This window comes from Pseudomonas helleri (assembly GCF_009600315.1).
GTDB lineage: Bacteria > Pseudomonadota > Gammaproteobacteria > Pseudomonadales > Pseudomonadaceae > Aquipseudomonas > Aquipseudomonas helleri_A.
In genome coordinates this window covers 22354-39207 of record NZ_WIWC01000035.1, presented here as the reverse complement: position 1 = coordinate 39207, position 16854 = coordinate 22354, and the positions used below count along the sequence as shown (strand labels likewise).

Below are 16854 nucleotides of genomic sequence, written 5' to 3'. Positions count from 1 at the left end.
AAAGCTGAAAAAGTCAACAGGTGTAAAAGGAAACTACTTGGGCGAAAGCTCACGTAAGTGACGCGCGACTGCAATCCATGCACCGATATACCCTAACAGCACCGCGCCAAGCAAGAGAGATAGACCATCGGCCACCGGCACTCCTGCCAAGGCAAAATTACTGCCATATAACCCCGCTAAACCGACAACCGCGTCGTTAAGCCAGTTCAAGCCAAATGCTAAAACGCCCCAGGAAAGCACCCCGGCGCCAAGCCCGTAAAGCGCGCCCATATAAAGAAAGGGCCTACGAACATAGCTATCTGTGCCACCGACCAGCTTGATGACTTCAATTTCGATACGACGATTCTCGATATGCAGACGAATCGTATTACCGATCACCAGCAGCAACGCCGAGACCAGTAGCACCGTCAAACCAAATACAAAGCGATCACCCAATTTCAGAATGGCCGCCAGACGCTCGACCCAGACTAGATCAAGTTGCGCCTGTTGCACCTTCGGCAACTCAGAAAGTCGCGTACGCAAGGCTTCAAGGGCAGCTTTATCAACCTCATCCGGGGTCACCAGCACCACGCCCGGCAACGGGTTGTCGGGGAGCTCTTTTAGCGCTTCGCCCAACCCGGACTGGGCCTGGAACTCTTCGAGGGCTTTGTCACGACTGATAAATTCAGCGTCCGCCACCCCGCCCATACCTTTTATCTGATTGCTCAGTTGCTCGCCCTGATCGTTGCTCGCATCCATCTGCAAATACAATGAAATCTGCGCCGCACGCTGCCAGGAACCACCCAAGCGCTCCACGTTGTTGAGCAACAGCGACAACCCCATGGGCAAGCTCAGTGCAACGGCCATCACCAAACAGGTAAAAAAGCTGCCAATCGGCTGCTTGCCCAGGCGGCGCAAGCTGTCGAGCAAGCTGGCGCGATGGGATTCAATCCAGGCACTGAATAGCATGCCAAAACTGGGCCCATCGTCCTCGTCATGTTTTTTCTTCGGTGGCTGCGGGTCTGCGGCCTTTGGCGCCACGCGCTCGGAAACCTTGGGGCTGCGAGTCGCACTCATTGCGCAGCCTCCCCGTCACCAATCAAGCGCCCGCGCTGCAACGTCAGCATGCGGTGACGCATGCGGGCGATCAGGGCCAGGTCGTGACTGGCGATAAGCACGCTGGTGCCCAAGCGATTAATGTCTTCAAAAACGCCCATGATTTCTGCCGCCAAACGTGGATCCAGGTTGCCGGTGGGTTCATCGGCTAGCAACAATGCTGGACGATGGACGATGGCCCGGGCAATCCCGACGCGTTGTTGTTGGCCTGTAGACAAGTCGCCAGGGTATAGATCGGTTTTATCCGACAGCGCTACGCGCTCCAACGCGGAATCGACCCGCTTGGCGATTTCGGGCTTTGACAAGCCGAGAATCTGCAGCGGCAAAGCGACGTTATTGAATACGGTGCGATCAAAAAGCAGTTGGTGGTTCTGAAACACCACGCCAATCTGACGTCGAAGAAAAGGAATCTGTGCGTTGCTGATCTGACCAAGGTCCTGCCCCGCCAACAGCAATTTACCGCTGGTCGGGCGCTCCATCGCCAGTAACAGTCGCAGCAAGGTACTTTTACCTGCGCCGGAGTGACCGGTTACAAACAAAAATTCACCCCGACGAACCCGAAAGCTCAGCTCGTGCAGGCCCACATGTCCATTTGGATAGCGTTTACCGACCTGCTCGAAACGAATCATGGGCGCTCCCGCTCCGCAAACAGAGCCTGGACAAAGGGTTCGGACTCAAAATCGCGTAGATCATCAATGCCTTCGCCGACACCGATGTAACGAATCGGAATATTGAACTGCTTGGCCAGTGCGAAGATGACACCGCCTTTGGCCGTGCCATCGAGCTTGGTCAGTGCCAGCCCCGTCAGCGCCACGGTCTGGTTGAATTGCTTGGTCTGGCTGATCGCGTTCTGGCCAGTACCGGCGTCAAGCACCAACAACACCTCGTGCGGAGCTTCTTCATCCAGCTTGCCCATCACCCGGCGTACTTTTTTCAGCTCTTCCATCAGGTTGTCTTTGGTGTGCAGTCGCCCGGCGGTGTCGGCAATCAACACGTCAATGCCTCGCGCTTTGGCGGCCTGCACCGCGTCAAAAATGACCGAGGCCGAGTCAGCACCTGTGTGCTGGGCGATGACAGGAATGTTGTTGCGCTCACCCCATACCTGCAACTGTTCAACGGCCGCAGCACGGAAGGTATCACCCGCCGCCAGCATGACTTTCTTGCCTTCAAGCTGAAGTTTCTTCGCCAGTTTGCCGATGGTGGTGGTTTTACCCGCACCATTGACGCCCACCACCAAAATGACGAACGGTTTGTTCTGCGCTTCAATTTTGAGTGGCTGCTCGACCGGCTTGAGCATGGCAGCAAGCTCGTCCTGCAAGGACTTGTACAACGCATCAGCGTCGGTCAATTGCTTGCGAGCAACCTTCTGCGTCAGGTTCCTGATGATGACCGAGGTGGCCTCAACCCCCACGTCTGCCGTGAGCAGGCGGGTTTCGATCTCGTCAAGCAAGTCATCATCAATGGTCTTTTTGCCCAGAAACAGGCTGGCCATGCCTTCGCCAATGCTGGCACTGGTTTTGGACAGACCTTGTTTGAGACGGGCAAAGAATCCGACTTTGGTTTCAGCAGCCGCCTGGGGCACGGGGGCTGGCGCCTCGACAACCGGGGCAACCACAACGGGTACTGGCACCACCACAGGTTCGACTACAGCAACCGGCTCTGGCTCTGGCTCTGGCTCTGGCTCTGGCTCTGGCTCTGGCTCTGGCTCTGGCTCTGGGGCAGGTTCAACGATTAACGCCGCCTCTTCAACCACAGGCTCAGGGATTGGCGGCACGATATGCGGTGCCTGCACGTCCTCAACCAAAGCAACAGGCTCCTCAGGCACGGGCAATGGCGGCCACGGCTGTTGCTCGATGACAGGCGCTACCACTTCAACCACCTCAGGCGTCGTCTCGGCAACCACCTCAGTGATCTCGATCAACGGCTCAGGCGTGATCTCGGGTGCAGGGACAGGCTGCTCGACGACGGTTTCCTGCGGCTTTCTGCGCAGCCATCCGAACAGGCCTTTTTTCTCACCAGCCGCAGCTGGGTTCTTCTTGTCGTCGTTGGAACCAAACATGGAGGACGGCTATCTCATCGTAGCGACGCGCCACTGTGGCGCCCCGGCAAATAATAATGGGTGTGACAAAGACTATTTATTTGTCAGCTTGTTCGCACAAAACAGGTTCAGAGGGTCAAAAACACCTCTAAAACTTCGCTCTAACGCGGATATGCAGAGGAAAAATCGGCAAAAAACCGCAACTTCCCTGGATAACCCCACATTTCTGGACCAGCTCCTATACTGCCCCATCAAACATCGCCTGATGGTCAAAAGCTTGATAGGCGTGGCCGCCAGTAAAACGGATCAGTATCCTAGCACCTCCTCACCCGCCGACGCTAAGGCCAAGCGGACAGCCCAACAGGTTTAAAAACGAATGAATGCTCTAGCCCGCCGCGCCGCTGGCCTGTTGCTCAGCACAGTTTTAGTTCCGCTTTCGGCCATCGCGGCCGAACCACAGCCGACCCATGAGTTTCGTCTGGACAATGGCCTTAAAGTCATCGTGCGCGAAGACCACCGCGCGCCTGTGGTGGTCTCTCAGGTCTGGTACAAAGTGGGCTCCAGTTATGAGACCCCGGGCAAGACTGGCCTGTCCCATGCGCTAGAGCACATGATGTTCAAAGGCAGTAACAAGGTCGGTCCCGGCGAGGCTTCGCTGATCCTGCGCGATCTCGGCGCTCAGGAAAACGCCTTCACCAGTGATGACTACACCGCTTACTACCAAGTACTGGCCCGCGACCGCCTTGGCGTCGCCTTTGAACTCGAAGCCGACCGCATGGCCAGCCTTCGCCTGCCGCCAGAAGAGTTCAAACGCGAGATTGAAGTAATCAAGGAGGAGCGCCGTCTGCGCACCGACGATCAACCGATGAGCAAAGCTTTTGAGCTGTTCACCGCCATGGCCTTTCCGTCCAGTGGTTATCACACCCCAACCATCGGCTGGATGGTGGACCTTGAGCGCATGAGTGTCGGCGAACTACGTGCCTGGTATGAAGAGTGGTACGCACCCAACAACGCCACGCTGGTGGTGGTGGGTGATGTTACTCCCGATGAAGTCAAATCCTTGGCTCAGCGCTACTTCGGCACTGTACCCAAACGTGAAATTCCTATCGCAAAAACTCCGCTGGAACTGGCCGCTCCCGGTGAGCGCCTGCTTAAAATCCACGTACAGACCCAACTGCCAAGCTTGATGCTGGGCTTCAATGTACCGAGTGTTGCCACCGCCAAAGACCCGGTGAGCGCCAACGCCTTGCGTCTGATTTCGGCGCTGCTTGACGGCGGCTACAGTGCGCGCATGCCGACCCAATTGGAGCGCGGCGAAGAACTGGTGTCCGGTGCGTCAACCAACTACAACGCATTCACCCGTGGCGACAGCCTGTTTATGTTGTCGGCAATGCCCAACAGCCAGAAAAACGTCACGTTGGCCCAAGCCGAAGCTGGCTTGTGGCGCTTGATTGATGACCTCAAGAAAACCCCACCTACGGCCGAAGAGCTGGAGCGTGTACGTGCCCAGGTCATTGCCGGTCTGGTGTACGAGCGCGACTCGATCAACAGCCAGGCCACTTCGATTGGCCAGCTCGAAAGCGTCGGTCTGTCATGGAAGCTCATGGACACCGAACTGCAAGACCTGCAAAAGGTGACGCCAGCCGATATTCAGCAAGCGGCCCGCACTTACTTCACTCGCGAGCGCCTCAGCGTTGCGCATGTACTGCCTGAGGAGAAAACCCATGAGTGAGCGTAAAGGTCCCCGCTACGCCCTGCTCGGCCTGAGCGCCGCCATTCTGGTCGGGGTACTCGGCTATTACTTCGCTAACCCCGGTGAATCGGTTGCCAGCCAAGCCCTCGATCAAGCCAAAACCGAGCACAAGCTCGAATCTCTGGCAGAGCTGGACGGCAAGGCGCCCAGCCACCGCGCCCTGAATGTACAAACCTGGAAAACCGCCGAAGGCTCTAAAGTTCTGTTCGTTGAAGCGCGGCAATTGCCTATGTTCGACTTGCGTCTGACGTTCGCAGCCGGCAGCAGCCAGGACGACAACACGCCCGGTCTGGCCTTGCTGACCAACGCCATGCTCAATGAAGGCGTAGCAGGCAAAGATGTTGGCGCTATCGCACAAGGTTTTGAAGGCCTGGGCGCCGACTTCAGTAATGGCGCCTACCGCGACATGGCCGTAGCCTCGCTGCGCAGCCTGAGCGATGTGGATAAACGCACTCCGGCGTTGAACCTGTTTGCTGAAGTTGTGGGCAAACCCACCTTCCCGGCCGATTCTCTGGCACGGATCAAAAACCAGTTGCTCGCCAGCTTCGAGTACCAAAAGCAGAACCCCGGAAAACTGGCCAGCAACGAGCTGTTCAAGCGCCTATACGGTAACCACCCGTATGCGCACTCCACTGACGGCAATGCCGAAAGCATCACCTCAATCACCATCGACCAGCTCAAGGCCTTTCATAACAAGGCCTACACCGCAGGTAATGCCGTGATTGCCATCGTGGGTGATTTATCTCGCGAAGAGGCTGAAGCCATCGCAGCTCAAGTCTCTGCCGCACTGCCTAAAGGCCCTGCGGTCGACAAAACAGCACAACCGACAGTGCCTGAAGCGGGCCAGACACATATCGAGTTCCCGTCCAAGCAAACCCACTTGCTGCTCTCGCAGTTGGGCATCGACCGTGATGATCCCGATTATGCGGCCCTGTCATTGGGCAACAGCATCCTGGGTGGCGGTGGTTTTGGTACACGTTTGATGACTGAAGTGCGTGAAAAACGCGGCCTGACTTATGGCGTGTATTCCAGTTTCAGCCCCATGCAAGCGCGCGGCCCGTTCATGATCAACCTGCAAACACGTGCCGAATTGAGTGAAGGCACGCTCAAGCTGGTGCAAGACATTCTGTCTGACTACCTGAAAAACGGTCCGACACAAAAAGAACTCGACGATGCCAAGCGTGAACTGGCTGGCAGCTTCCCGCTGTCCACCGCCAGCAACGCAGCCATCGTCGGCCAACTGGGCGCAATGGGCTTCTACGATTTGCCTTTGGACTATCTCGAAACCTTCATGAAGCAGTCTCAGAATCTGACGAAAGAGCAGGTCAAGGACGCCATGAACAAGCACCTGAGCGCCGACAAAATGGTCGTAGTGACCGCCGGCCCGACTGTGCCGCAAAAACCACTGCCACCTCCTACCGACAAACCTTCAGAGCAACCTCTTGGGGTTCCGGAGCATTAATGGCAAAGCCAAAAAACACATCGCACTCGGGTGCAGGTCAGTTACGCATCATTGGTGGGGAATGGCGCAGCCGCAAGCTCGACTTCCCCCATGTAGAAGGTCTGCGCCCGACGCCGGACCGTGTACGTGAAACTCTGTTCAACTGGCTGGCTCCTACTATCATCGGCGCCAAGGTGCTGGACGTGTTTGCGGGCAGCGGCGCACTGTTTTTCGAAGCACTGTCACGCGGTGCCGCCAAAGGCGTCGCGCTGGACAGCAGCCGTGATGCGATTTCCAATATTCGTGAAAACATGGGCCTGCTGCGTTGTACCGTCGGAGAGGTTCAACAAACCGATGCGCTGCGTTTTCTGGACGCGACACCGATCGACACATTTGATGTCGTATTCCTTGACCCTCCTTTCAACAAGGAACTGCTCAAACCAGCGTGTGACTTGCTGGAGCAACGCGGATGGTTGACGGATAGCGCCTGGATTTACACTGAAAGCGAACGCCGCCCCTCGGAGCTGGGCTTACCTGCCAACTGGCGCCTGCACCGCGAACAAAAAGCCGGAGGGGTAAACTACGCCTTGTGGCTGCGCGAAACGCCGCAATCGCCGATCGCCGAGTAATACCGAAACCTCGTGGGAGCTGGCCTGAACAGCTCCCACACCCTTTCTTTTATCTCCTATATATCTACCGCCCCACACTTCACGCGCTCACGCATCCTGCCTGTTCACTATAAACGGACGTGTTTAAACACTGCCTCGAACAACGGAATGTGAAGAATGACGCTATCTACTCCAAAAGAGACCTGCGAGTTCACCCTCGATAACGGCTTGAAAGTCATTGTGCGTGAAGACCACCGCACGCCTGCGATTTGCTCCACGCTCTTCCATAAAGCAGGCACCCGTAACGAACAAGCGCATCAGCGAGGTGTGGCGTATATCACCGGGGGGGCTGCTTTCAAGGATAAACAACGCGCGTACAAAATTGGGGCAGAGGCCAATGGCTGGCTTGACTACGATGTCAGCACGTACAGTCTGGAAGCCCCTCGCGCAGCCATCCAGTCAGTATTGGAGATGCTGGCGGCCAGGTTGCAACCGCCCGTTTTGTCAGAAGATCGTCTTAAGGTCGGGCTGCAGAAAACAAAAGAACTGGAGCTGGCCGATCCTTATTTCAGCTCCGATTTCTGGATCACACCTGAATTTGAACACCTTATTTTCCCGCACGCCGGCGCAGCGTTTAAATTCGGTGATGTCGATCATCTTGATCAGCTTACTGTGAGCGATGTGATGCGCTGGCATAAACAGCACTACGCCCCCAACAACTCCATTTTGGTCGTTGTAGGCGATACCTCGCTTGAAGAAATCCAACCGCTGGTCCAGCGAATCTTTGCCAAACCCCCACGACTTACCGATCTCACACCTGCGAATCCGGCACCTTCCCCTGTCTACGAAGGTGAGCGAACAATCACTCAGTTTCTCGACACCCCTTTTCCACGTCTGCAAATGGCCATCAACACTCCCAGCCTGGCAACTGCCACCGACTCACTGGATATGAGTGTTTTGCAAATCATCAGCGCATTACTGACCTCAGGCCCAGAAGCCTGGATTCCTCGCCTGTTTATGGATGACAGTAAAGCGCTGAGCAATCTGGTGACACGACTGCCTACCTATCGCCTTGAAGACGACCTCCTGTTGATTGCCCTGACCACCAGCGAGCACAACTGGATGCCCCTGCCGCAGATTCAGGAAAACATACAGGCACTGCTTGAAACGTTGAAAGCAACTCCGCTCGACGCTCAGACGCTGGAATATGGTCGCGCTCAGGCACTGGCTCACCTCGACAGTCTGGACACTCTCGAACTACAAGGCTCAATCATTGGCAACCTTGAGGTCATCGGCCAGCCATGGCAACTGATTGACACGCAAGCCCAAGCGCTACAGAGCGTGACCTCAAAGGATATTCAACGCATCGCCAAGGCCTGGTTCACCCCTGGACGTACCAGTGTGGCGCATATTTTTCCGCGTAAGGTTTGATTCTCGGCGGCCGTGAAATACCGTCAATATACCGCTATGTTACTCGCCAAAGGGTCGGTGCCAATGATGATTGCCACCGGCCATCACCCTAAATTTGGGCGCCGACCACTCTTGTGGCAACTTATGCACAACACCGAATCCGCTGCCCCGATGAGACCCTAAGTGCCCCTATCAGCCACCCCGGCATTGCCGCTTGAATCCTTCGCTCCGGCCTTTGGCCTCGGCAATCCCCATTTGCAAACATTATGGGGGGCACTCTGGCGCACCAAACCGACTGTTGAGCATCAACGTGAACGACTGTGGCTTGAAGATGGCGACTTCCTCGACCTGGACTGGCTCGGCACGCCATCAACTTTTGCACCAGTGGTGCTGGTGCTGCATGGGCTCACCGGATCTTCGGGGTCGCACTACGTGTTGGGCCTGCAAACGGCCCTTGCCAAGCGTGGCTGGACCAGCGCGGCCCTGAACTGGCGCGGCTGCTCCGGCGAACCGAACTTGCTGACCCGAAGCTATCACTCGGGCGCCAGCGAAGATCTGGCAGAAGTTGTGGGGCAATTACGGGCCAGGTATCCACAGGCTCCGCTCTATGCCGTCGGCTATTCATTGGGCGGTAACGTATTGCTCAAATACCTCGGTGAAAGTAGCGGAGACAGCGGTCTGCACGGTGCGGTCGCGGTTTCTGTACCGTTTCGGCTTGATCAGTGCGCCGACCGGATCGGAATGGGGTTTTCCAAGGTCTACCAAGCGCATTTCATGCGCGAGATGCTGGACTACCTGCGAAAAAAACAACGCCAATTCCACCACGACGCCAAACATGAAGGTCTTGCGACCTTGAGCCGCCTGGGAACACCGCAATCACTCGGCAAAATGCGCACCTTCTGGGAGTTCGATGACCGTGTGACAGCCCCACTTAACGGCTATATCAATGTGGCTGACTACTATCGGCGAGCATCGAGCCGTTATTACCTGAAGGCTATCGAAACGCCGACCTTGATTATCCATGCCGAGGACGATCCGTTTGTGTTCAAACACAGCATCCCCGAAGCTGATGAGCTGTCAGCCTCCACCTGTCTGGAACTGCATGCTCAGGGCGGACATGTGGGCTTCGTTGAAGGCAGTCCACGAAAACCGACGTACTACCTTGAAAGACGCATTCCGCAATGGCTGGCGGCGCTACACCACAAAGCCCTCAAAAGCGCTCTTAAGCGCCGGTAGCAATCTCTCGCTGCGGGTCGGTGATCCACTCGCTCCATGAGCCGGGATAGAGCTTGCCTAACGGATACCCCGCCAACGCCAATGCAAACAGGTTATGGCACGCGGTGACACCCGAGCCACAGTAAGCCACCAATTGCTCAGGCGAACGGTCGCCCAATTGCTCGGCAAAACGCTGTTTGAGTTGCTCGGCAGGCAAGAAACACCCGTTACTGTCAAGATTTTCGCCAAAGGCTGCGCATTGCGCGCCCGGAATATGCCCGGCGACGGGATCGATAGGTTCGACCTCACCACGAAAACGCGCTTGGGCCCGCGCATCTATCAACGTCAGCTGAGGGCTCCCCAGACGCATCAGCAATTGATCAGTACTGATCAACAAGCGGTCATCCGGCGTTCCATTGAAGGTGCCACGCGGCCGTGACACTGCGTCAATACTCAACGGAAAACCGGCGGCATGCCAAGCCTTGAGCCCACCGTCCAGAATGAACACCCCGTCGCGCTTGCCCAGCCACATCAATAACCACCACGCCCGGGCAGCAAAAGCGCCGGGGCCGTCATCATAGAGCACCACGTCGCTGTCTTGGTTGATGCCCCACACGCGCAGTTGTTCAAGCAAGGTTTGAGCGTCGGGTAGCGGGTGACGGCCTGTGACACCTTTGCTCACAGGACCGCTCAAATGACGTTCCAGGTCCGCGTATTGAGCACCTTCAATGTGCCCTTCGGCATAGCTGCAACGCCCATAGTCCGGGTCTTCAAGCGCAAAACGGCAATCAAGGATAATCAGGCCAGGCTGCTCCTGACGATCCTTCAGAGCTTGAGGGCTGATCAATTGCGCAATGGGCATGGTGAACTCCTGTGAAGGGTGAAAGGCTGTTAATGACCGTCCAGCGTTTGATTCAACGGGACGTAAAAATCCTTGATGAGCTCATCGACTTCAGCACGGGCGTGTTCGGTGGTAAACCCCGAAGACAGCTCCAGCACTTGATACACTCCGCGCTTGAGCGCCTGCTCACTGAGCGTGTCGCTGTTCTCGCGGGTCGCACACAGGAAACTGACCCACGAGGTGAGAATGATCCAGGCATTGAGGGCCAAGGACTCGACTTGCTGCGCACTCATGCGCAGGATGCCGGCCTCCACAAAGCCACTGTAAATAGCCTGTGCTTGCGTCAGGCACGCGAATGAAAACCGGCGATAGCTCGCAGCCAGATCAGCGTCGCTACGTAACAAGTGCTCAATATCCCGGTAAATGAAGCGATAGCGCCACATGGCGTCCAGCAAGTGCTGCACGTAATGGCGTTTGTCGGCAACCGCCACCCGGCGTCCTTGCGGGGGACGCAGAAAACTCAATACAAGGGTTTCAAACTCGGCGAACAGCACCGAGATAATGGCCTGCTTGTTAGGGAAGTGGTAATACAGATTGCCCGGAGAGATCTCCATATGGGCCGCAATGTGATTGGTACTCACACTGCGCTCCCCCAACTGATTAAACAGATCCAGACTGGTCTCGACAATGCGCTGGCTGGTTTTGATTCGTGCGGTCATGAACCGGACCTCCATGAGTGACGAACGGCATCTTACGACTTAACAGGGGTCACGATAAACCACAGGTTCCGCCCCGTTTGACAACTGTGCCAGCGCAACCTAAAAGCAATCGAGCCTATTTAAGTCTGGAGCCCGTCATGTCTGTCGACAGCGTCCGTTATCAAGCGCCTGCTACCTCTATCAGCGAACTCAAGGCGCTGCTCGACCTGCAGCGTCAGGCGTACGCCGCTCATCCGTTTCCTCCTCTTGCGCAACGCCAGCAATGGCTAAAAAGCCTGCGCCAATTATTAAGTGATGAGCGTGAGGTGTTGATTGACGCCATCAGCCAGGATTTCAGCCACCGCAGCCCGGACGAGACCCTTTTTGCCGAGTTGATGCCCAGCCTGCACGGCATTGATTACACCCTCAAACACCTCAAGCACTGGATGAAGCCTTCACCCCGTCACGTTGGCGTCATGTTCCAGCCCGCCAGCGCCAAAGTGGTGTATCAACCTTTAGGGGTGATCGGCATTATCGTGCCGTGGAACTACCCGCTGTACCTGGCCATTGGCCCTTTGGTAGGAGCATTGGCGGCAGGTAACCGGGTCATGCTCAAGCTCAGCGAATTCACCCCGGCCACCGGGCACTGGCTCAAAGAATTGCTGGGGCGCATTTTCCCTGAGGACATGGTGTGCGTGGTACTGGGGGAAACCGATGTGGCAGCCGCTTTCTCAGCGCTGGCGTTTGATCATTTGCTGTTCACCGGCTCTACCCACGTGGGCAAACAGGTGATGCGAGCGGCCGCAGAAAACCTGACCCCGGTCACGTTGGAGTTGGGCGGTAAATCCCCCGCCATCGTATCGGCTGAAGTCTCGCTCAAAGAAGCCGCACAACGCATTGCCTGGGGCAAAACCCTGAATGCCGGGCAAACCTGTATTGCCCCTGATTATGTGCTGGTGCCACACAACAGGGTCGAAGGCTTTGTCGAAGCCTATCGCACGGCTGTTCACGGTTTTTACCCCACCCTGACCGACAATCCGGACTACACCGCCATCATCAACGAGCGGCAAGTGGCGCGCCTTGAACACCTGCAAGCGGACGCTGAGCGTAAAGGCGCCCGGTTAATTGCGCTGTATGACCACGGTCAGGGCAGGCGCATGCCCCATACGTTGTTAATGAACGTCAGCGACGACATGCAAGTGATGCAGGAAGAAATCTTTGGCCCGCTGCTGCCCATTGTCACGTATCACCGACTGGACGAAGCGTTGGCCTACATAAACGCCAGACCACGGCCGTTAGCGCTTTATTACTTTGGCTACAACAAGGCGGAACAGGAACACGTCATTCAGCACACCCACTCGGGTGGCGTGTGCATCAACGAAACGCTGCAACACGTGGCCATCGACGACCTGCCATTTGGTGGCGTCGGCCATTCAGGCATGGGGCATTACCACGGTCACGAAGGCTTTTTAACCTTCAGCAAAGCCAAAGGTGTGTTGATCAAACAGCGCTTGAACAGTTCGATGGCGGCCTACCCACCGTACGACCGACAACGGGTTCGCCTGATCCAGAAGTTGTTTATTCGTTAGGCGCAGAGGGTGCTCAGTAACGGCATGGGAAGGCCATCAGCACCCTAAAATCTGCGAAAAGTGACTCTTTCTGCTACGTCTATAGTGCTTTCTTCTGCGAATGGCGACTTGGCCGACCGGTAAGGCTGCGATACCATCCGACTCCCCAACGGATTCCCGCCAGGACGACGCGATGAACCGAGTGTTGTACCCAGGTACATTTGACCCTATTACCAAGGGCCACGGCGATCTGGTCGAGCGCGCCTCGCGCCTGTTCGATCACGTGATCATTGCTGTCGCTGCCAGCACCAAAAAAAACCCGCTATTTCCTCTGGAACAGCGCGTTGAGCTGGCACGTGAAGTCACCAAGCACCTGCCCAATGTTGAGGTAGTCGGCTTTTCGACACTGCTTGCCCACTTCGCCAAAGAACAGAACGCCAATGTGTTTTTGCGTGGTTTACGGGCGGTCTCTGACTTCGAATACGAGTTCCAGCTGGCGAACATGAACCGTCAACTGGCTCCGGACGTCGAGAGCCTGTTTCTCACGCCGTCTGAGCGCTATTCGTTCATTTCGTCGACGTTGGTCCGTGAAATTGCGGCCTTGGGCGGTGATATCAGCAAGTTTGTGCACCCGGTTGTGGCTGACGCCCTGACTGAGCGCTTTCGCAAGAAGTAACCGCTGAAGCGGCGCCCGCGTGCACTACGGGCGCCAATGCGGCACAATTGCGCGCATTCGATTTCAGTTGCCCGGGCTGACTGCCCCGGCCGGAGTACCCATGTCCCTGATCATTACCGACGATTGCATTAACTGCGACGTCTGCGAACCCGAGTGTCCGAACGCCGCGATTTCCCAGGGTGAAGAGATCTATGTGATCGACCCTAACCTGTGCACCCAGTGCGTAGGCCATTACGATGAGCCGCAATGCCAACAGGTGTGCCCGGTTGACTGCATCCCGCTGGATGAAGCCCACCCGGAAACCGAAGAGCAGTTGATGGCCAAGTACCGGGCAATTACCGGTAAAGCCTGATTTTGTGGGTGTGCTGTAGTCGCTGACGAGGTACGAAGGCTGCGATGAGGGTCTACAGAACCTCAAAATCGGGGCCGCTACGCAGCCCATCGCAGCCTTCGTTCCTCGTCAGCGGCTACAAGGCATTGCGTCGGTTACTTCTGGCAACGCGGGCAGAACACGCTGGCGCGCTGGCCCAGTTTGACTTCGCGTAACTCAGTGCCACAAACCTTGCACGGTTCATAGCCACGGCCGTACACAAACAGTTCCTGCTGAAAATATCCCGGCTGACCGTCACCACCAATAAAGTCGCGCAAGGTAGTGCCACCGCGCTCAATGGCGGCAGCCAGAATCCGCTTGATCTCAATCGCCAGTTTCAAATAGCGCGCCCTGGAAATACTGCCCGCCTCGCGGCGCGGGTCGATGCCTGCCGCAAACAGCGCTTCGGTCGCATAGATATTGCCCACGCCCACCACCACGGCGTTATCCATAATGAATGGCTTGACCGCCATCGAGCGTTTGCGTGACATCTGAAACAGTCGATCACCTTCAAACAGATCGGTCAGTGGCTCCGGCCCCAGTTTGATCAGCAACTCGTGGTTGAGCGGGTCAAGGCTCCAGAGCATCGCACCAAAGCGCCGCGGGTCGGTGTACCGCAAGGCCAGCCCCGACTCCAGTTCAATGTCCACATGCTCGTGCTTGGCCGCCGGTAAACCGGCCTCCACCAGACGCAAATTGCCGGACATGCCCAAATGACTGATCAACGTGCCCACCTCAGCGTTGATCAATAGGTATTTAGCACGGCGCTCGACCTTGATGATCTTCTGCCCCGACAGGCGCACATCCAGATCGTCCGGGATCGGCCAGCGCAGGCGCCGTTCGCGCACGACCACACGGCTGACCCGCTGCCCTTCGAGGTGCGGAGCAATGCCACGACGGGTTGTTTCGACTTCTGGCAGTTCAGGCATTCAGTGCACCCCCAAGTCGCGAATACTTTCTTTCAGGTTGTCAAAGTCGTACTCAGACAACCCCACGTAATCCAGCACCAAGTGACTGATGCTGTTCCACTCATGATCATCGCGCTGATTACCCAGCACCTTATGCGAGGCACAAATGTGCTCGGCCATCTTCAACGTCGCCAGCAGGTTTTTAAGCTGGCTTTGGCGTGACGAGTCATCACTGAAAATCGCCAGCGCATTGTGGTGATTGGCAATGGCGTGCGTCAGGTGTTCAGGCAGACGCCAGGACTTGGCCGTGTAATAGCCCACCACCGCATGGTTGGTGTTGAAGTGCCGGTTTTCAATGTCCACTACGCGACTGTCTGGCCCGGCATCGGCATAGCCCTGTTCCAGCACGCGCATGTAATCGGGGAAGCGCTTGAGCATCAATGGGATGCCGCAATCGTGGAACAAGCCTAAGGCATAAGCTTCATCCACCGCCTGGGCGCCCGTGCGCTTGGCCAGCGTCATGCTGGTCATGGCCACGTCCTGCGCCGAGTCCCAAAAACGGTTGAGGGTCACGATGGTGTCATCACTCATCTCGCCCTTGATCGACTGCGCATTGATCAAATTGATCACAGTACGGCTGCCCAGCAACGTCACGGCTCTACGAATGGAGGCCATTTTGTTGGTCAGACCGTAATACGGCGAGTTGACGATTTTCATCAGCGCGCCAGACAACCCCGGGTCTTGAGCGATCAAACCGGCGATCACCTCAAGATCAGGGTCGGGCATGTATTGCTCCATCTGCAAGTCCACCATGATTTGCGGCTGAGGCGGTACGCTGATGCCTTGCAGGGCAACGCTGATCTGTTCGGAGGAAAGCTCGGGAGGCATGGGGACTCACTCTGGAATAGCGGGCGATTCTAGCGGAATTCTCTGACCCCGAGGGCAGGTAATCCGACGCAATACCGCGAATCAACTGAGCTTGAAGGCCGTGTCTAGGGCTATAATCGCGCCCTTTTCAATACCCGGAGCGACGTCATGTCCCTGCCAAGCCTGCGCCTTAAAGCCAATGCCGATCGACGCCTGCGCGCCGGCCACTTGTGGGTCTACAGCAATGAAATTGATGTAGCCGCCACCCCACTTCACGGTTTCAAGGCCGGTGATCAGGCGGTGCTCGAATCAGCCGGTGGCAAGCCGCTGGGCATCGTGGCCATGAGCCCGAACAACTTGATCTGTGCGCGTTTGTTGTCGCGTGACGCCAAGCTGCCTTTGGACAAATCGTTGTTGGTCCACCGCCTGAACGTGGCCTTGTCCCTGCGCGAGCGCCTGTTCGACAAGCCTTTCTACCGCCTGGTGTACGGCGATTCCGATTTGCTGCCGGGTCTGGTGGTGGATCGTTTCGGCGACATCCTGGTGGTGCAATTGGCTTCTGCCACGATGGAGCAGCACAAAGCTGACGTGATCGCGGCGCTGGTTCAAGTGATCAAGCCAAGCGGCATTCTGTTCAAAAACGACTCAGCTGCCCGTGATGCGGAAGGCCTGGAGCGTTATGTAGAAACCGTCTTCGGCCTGGTACCGGAGTGGGTAGCGCTGGAAGAGAACGGCGTGAAGTTCGAAGCACCGGTGATCGCCGGCCAGAAAACCGGCTGGTTCTACGACCACCGCATGAACCGCGCGCGTCTGGCCCCGTACGTTAAAGGCAAGCGTGTTCTGGACCTGTACAGCTACATCGGCGGTTGGGGTATTCAGGCCGCGGCCTTCGGCGCCAGCGAAGTCTTCTGTGTAGACGCCTCGTCGTTTGCACTGGACGGTGTTGAACGCAATGCGGCACTGAACGGCTTTGCCGAGAAAGTGACCTGCATGGAAGGTGACGTGTTTGAAGCCCTCAAGGAGTTGAAAGCCAACGAAGAGCGTTTCGACGTAATCGTGGCCGATCCGCCTGCCTTTATTAAGCGCAAGAAAGACATCAAGAACGGCGAAGGGGCTTACCGCCGCCTGAACGAGCAAGCCATGCGCCTGCTCAACAAGGACGGGATTCTGGTCAGCGCATCGTGCTCGATGCATCTGCCTGAGGATGACCTGCAAAACATCCTGCTGACCAGCGCTCGCCATCTGGATCGCAACATGCAACTGCTGGAGCGCGGCGGCCAAGGCCCGGATCACCCGGTACACCCGGCCATTGCTGAAACCCGTTACATCAAGAGCATCACCTGCCGTTTGCTGCCTAACAGTTAAA

General features: G+C 56.7%; 16 protein-coding genes. 9 read left to right on the top strand and 7 right to left on the bottom strand.

From position 1 onward, the window contains the following. Positions 1–33 precede the first annotated feature (33 nt). From ftsX to ftsY, 3 genes are read right to left on the bottom strand one after another with little or no spacing between them, the layout of a single operon-like run. Positions 34–1056 (bottom strand): permease-like cell division protein FtsX, encoded by a 1023-nt coding sequence (gene ftsX, locus GHN86_RS17915; RefSeq protein ID WP_153380278.1) that lies wholly within the window; start codon positions 1054–1056, stop codon positions 34–36. Further along, complete coding sequence (gene ftsE, locus GHN86_RS17910; RefSeq protein ID WP_122785508.1) at positions 1053–1724, bottom strand: cell division ATP-binding protein FtsE; 672 nt, start codon at positions 1722–1724, stop codon at positions 1053–1055. Before ftsE ends, ftsX begins: the two co-directional genes overlap by 4 nt. Continuing rightward, positions 1721–3154, bottom strand: a complete 1434-nt coding sequence (gene ftsY / locus GHN86_RS17905) for a signal recognition particle-docking protein FtsY (RefSeq protein ID WP_153387070.1) — start codon at positions 3152–3154, stop codon at positions 1721–1723. The genes ftsE and ftsY overlap by 4 nt, the downstream gene beginning before the upstream one ends. Positions 3155–3509: 355 nt before the next feature. Between ftsY and GHN86_RS17900 the strand changes: the two genes are divergently transcribed. From GHN86_RS17900 to GHN86_RS17880, 5 genes are all read left to right on the top strand, one after another. Beyond that, on the top strand, positions 3510–4865 hold the full coding sequence (locus tag GHN86_RS17900) for a M16 family metallopeptidase (RefSeq protein WP_153380272.1): 1356 nt from the start codon (positions 3510–3512) through the stop codon (positions 4863–4865). Continuing rightward, positions 4858–6348, top strand: coding sequence for a M16 family metallopeptidase (locus tag GHN86_RS17895; RefSeq protein WP_153380270.1), 1491 nt, complete (start codon positions 4858–4860; stop codon positions 6346–6348). Before GHN86_RS17900 ends, GHN86_RS17895 begins: the two co-directional genes overlap by 8 nt. After that, positions 6348–6956: a 16S rRNA (guanine(966)-N(2))-methyltransferase RsmD gene (gene rsmD / locus GHN86_RS17890; protein WP_153380268.1), complete on the top strand. Its 609-nt coding sequence runs from the start codon at positions 6348–6350 to the stop codon at positions 6954–6956. Before GHN86_RS17895 ends, rsmD begins: the two co-directional genes overlap by 1 nt. A gap of 156 nt (positions 6957–7112) precedes the next feature. After that, positions 7113–8366 carry a M16 family metallopeptidase gene (locus GHN86_RS17885; protein ID WP_153387068.1) on the top strand — a complete coding sequence of 418 codons (1254 nt, stop codon included), beginning with the start codon at positions 7113–7115 and terminating at the stop codon, positions 8364–8366. A 162-nt stretch (positions 8367–8528) separates the two neighbouring features. Further along, positions 8529–9581 (top strand): hydrolase, encoded by a 1053-nt coding sequence (locus GHN86_RS17880; protein ID WP_323369421.1) that lies wholly within the window; start codon positions 8529–8531, stop codon positions 9579–9581. Here the strand turns inward: GHN86_RS17880 and GHN86_RS17875 are convergent. Both GHN86_RS17875 and GHN86_RS17870 read right to left on the bottom strand, forming a co-directional pair. Then, positions 9568–10422 (bottom strand): sulfurtransferase, encoded by an 855-nt coding sequence (locus GHN86_RS17875; RefSeq protein ID WP_153380264.1) that lies wholly within the window; start codon positions 10420–10422, stop codon positions 9568–9570. The two genes, GHN86_RS17880 and GHN86_RS17875, sit on opposite strands and share 14 nt — an antisense overlap. A gap of 29 nt (positions 10423–10451) precedes the next feature. Next, positions 10452–11120: a TetR/AcrR family transcriptional regulator gene (locus GHN86_RS17870; protein WP_153380262.1), complete on the bottom strand. Its 669-nt coding sequence runs from the start codon at positions 11118–11120 to the stop codon at positions 10452–10454. 137 nt (positions 11121–11257) lie between these two features. On the opposite strand from GHN86_RS17870, the gene GHN86_RS17865 reads away from it, so the two are divergent. From GHN86_RS17865 to GHN86_RS17855, 3 genes are all read left to right on the top strand, one after another. Next, entirely contained in the window at positions 11258–12688 is a 1431-nt protein-coding gene (locus GHN86_RS17865; RefSeq protein WP_153380260.1) for a coniferyl aldehyde dehydrogenase, read from the top strand. 172 nt (positions 12689–12860) lie between these two features. Beyond that, positions 12861–13343, top strand: a complete 483-nt coding sequence (gene coaD, locus GHN86_RS17860) for a pantetheine-phosphate adenylyltransferase (protein ID WP_019409197.1) — start codon at positions 12861–12863, stop codon at positions 13341–13343. A 100-nt stretch (positions 13344–13443) separates the two neighbouring features. After that, a complete protein-coding gene (locus GHN86_RS17855; RefSeq protein ID WP_122785518.1) occupies positions 13444–13695 on the top strand; it encodes a YfhL family 4Fe-4S dicluster ferredoxin in 252 nt (83 codons plus the stop codon). A 134-nt stretch (positions 13696–13829) separates the two neighbouring features. Here GHN86_RS17855 and mutM read toward each other — a convergent pair whose 3' ends face one another. Continuing rightward, positions 13830–14642, bottom strand: coding sequence for a bifunctional DNA-formamidopyrimidine glycosylase/DNA-(apurinic or apyrimidinic site) lyase (gene mutM / locus GHN86_RS17850; RefSeq protein ID WP_153380258.1), 813 nt, complete (start codon positions 14640–14642; stop codon positions 13830–13832). Further along, a complete protein-coding gene (locus GHN86_RS17845) occupies positions 14643–15509 on the bottom strand; it encodes an HDOD domain-containing protein (RefSeq protein WP_153380256.1) in 867 nt (288 codons plus the stop codon). A 147-nt stretch (positions 15510–15656) separates the two neighbouring features. Here GHN86_RS17845 and GHN86_RS17840 point away from each other — a divergent pair, with 147 nt between their 5' ends. Then, positions 15657–16853 (top strand): class I SAM-dependent rRNA methyltransferase, encoded by a 1197-nt coding sequence (locus GHN86_RS17840; RefSeq protein ID WP_153380254.1) that lies wholly within the window; start codon positions 15657–15659, stop codon positions 16851–16853. The last annotated feature ends 1 nt before the right edge of the window (position 16854 follow it).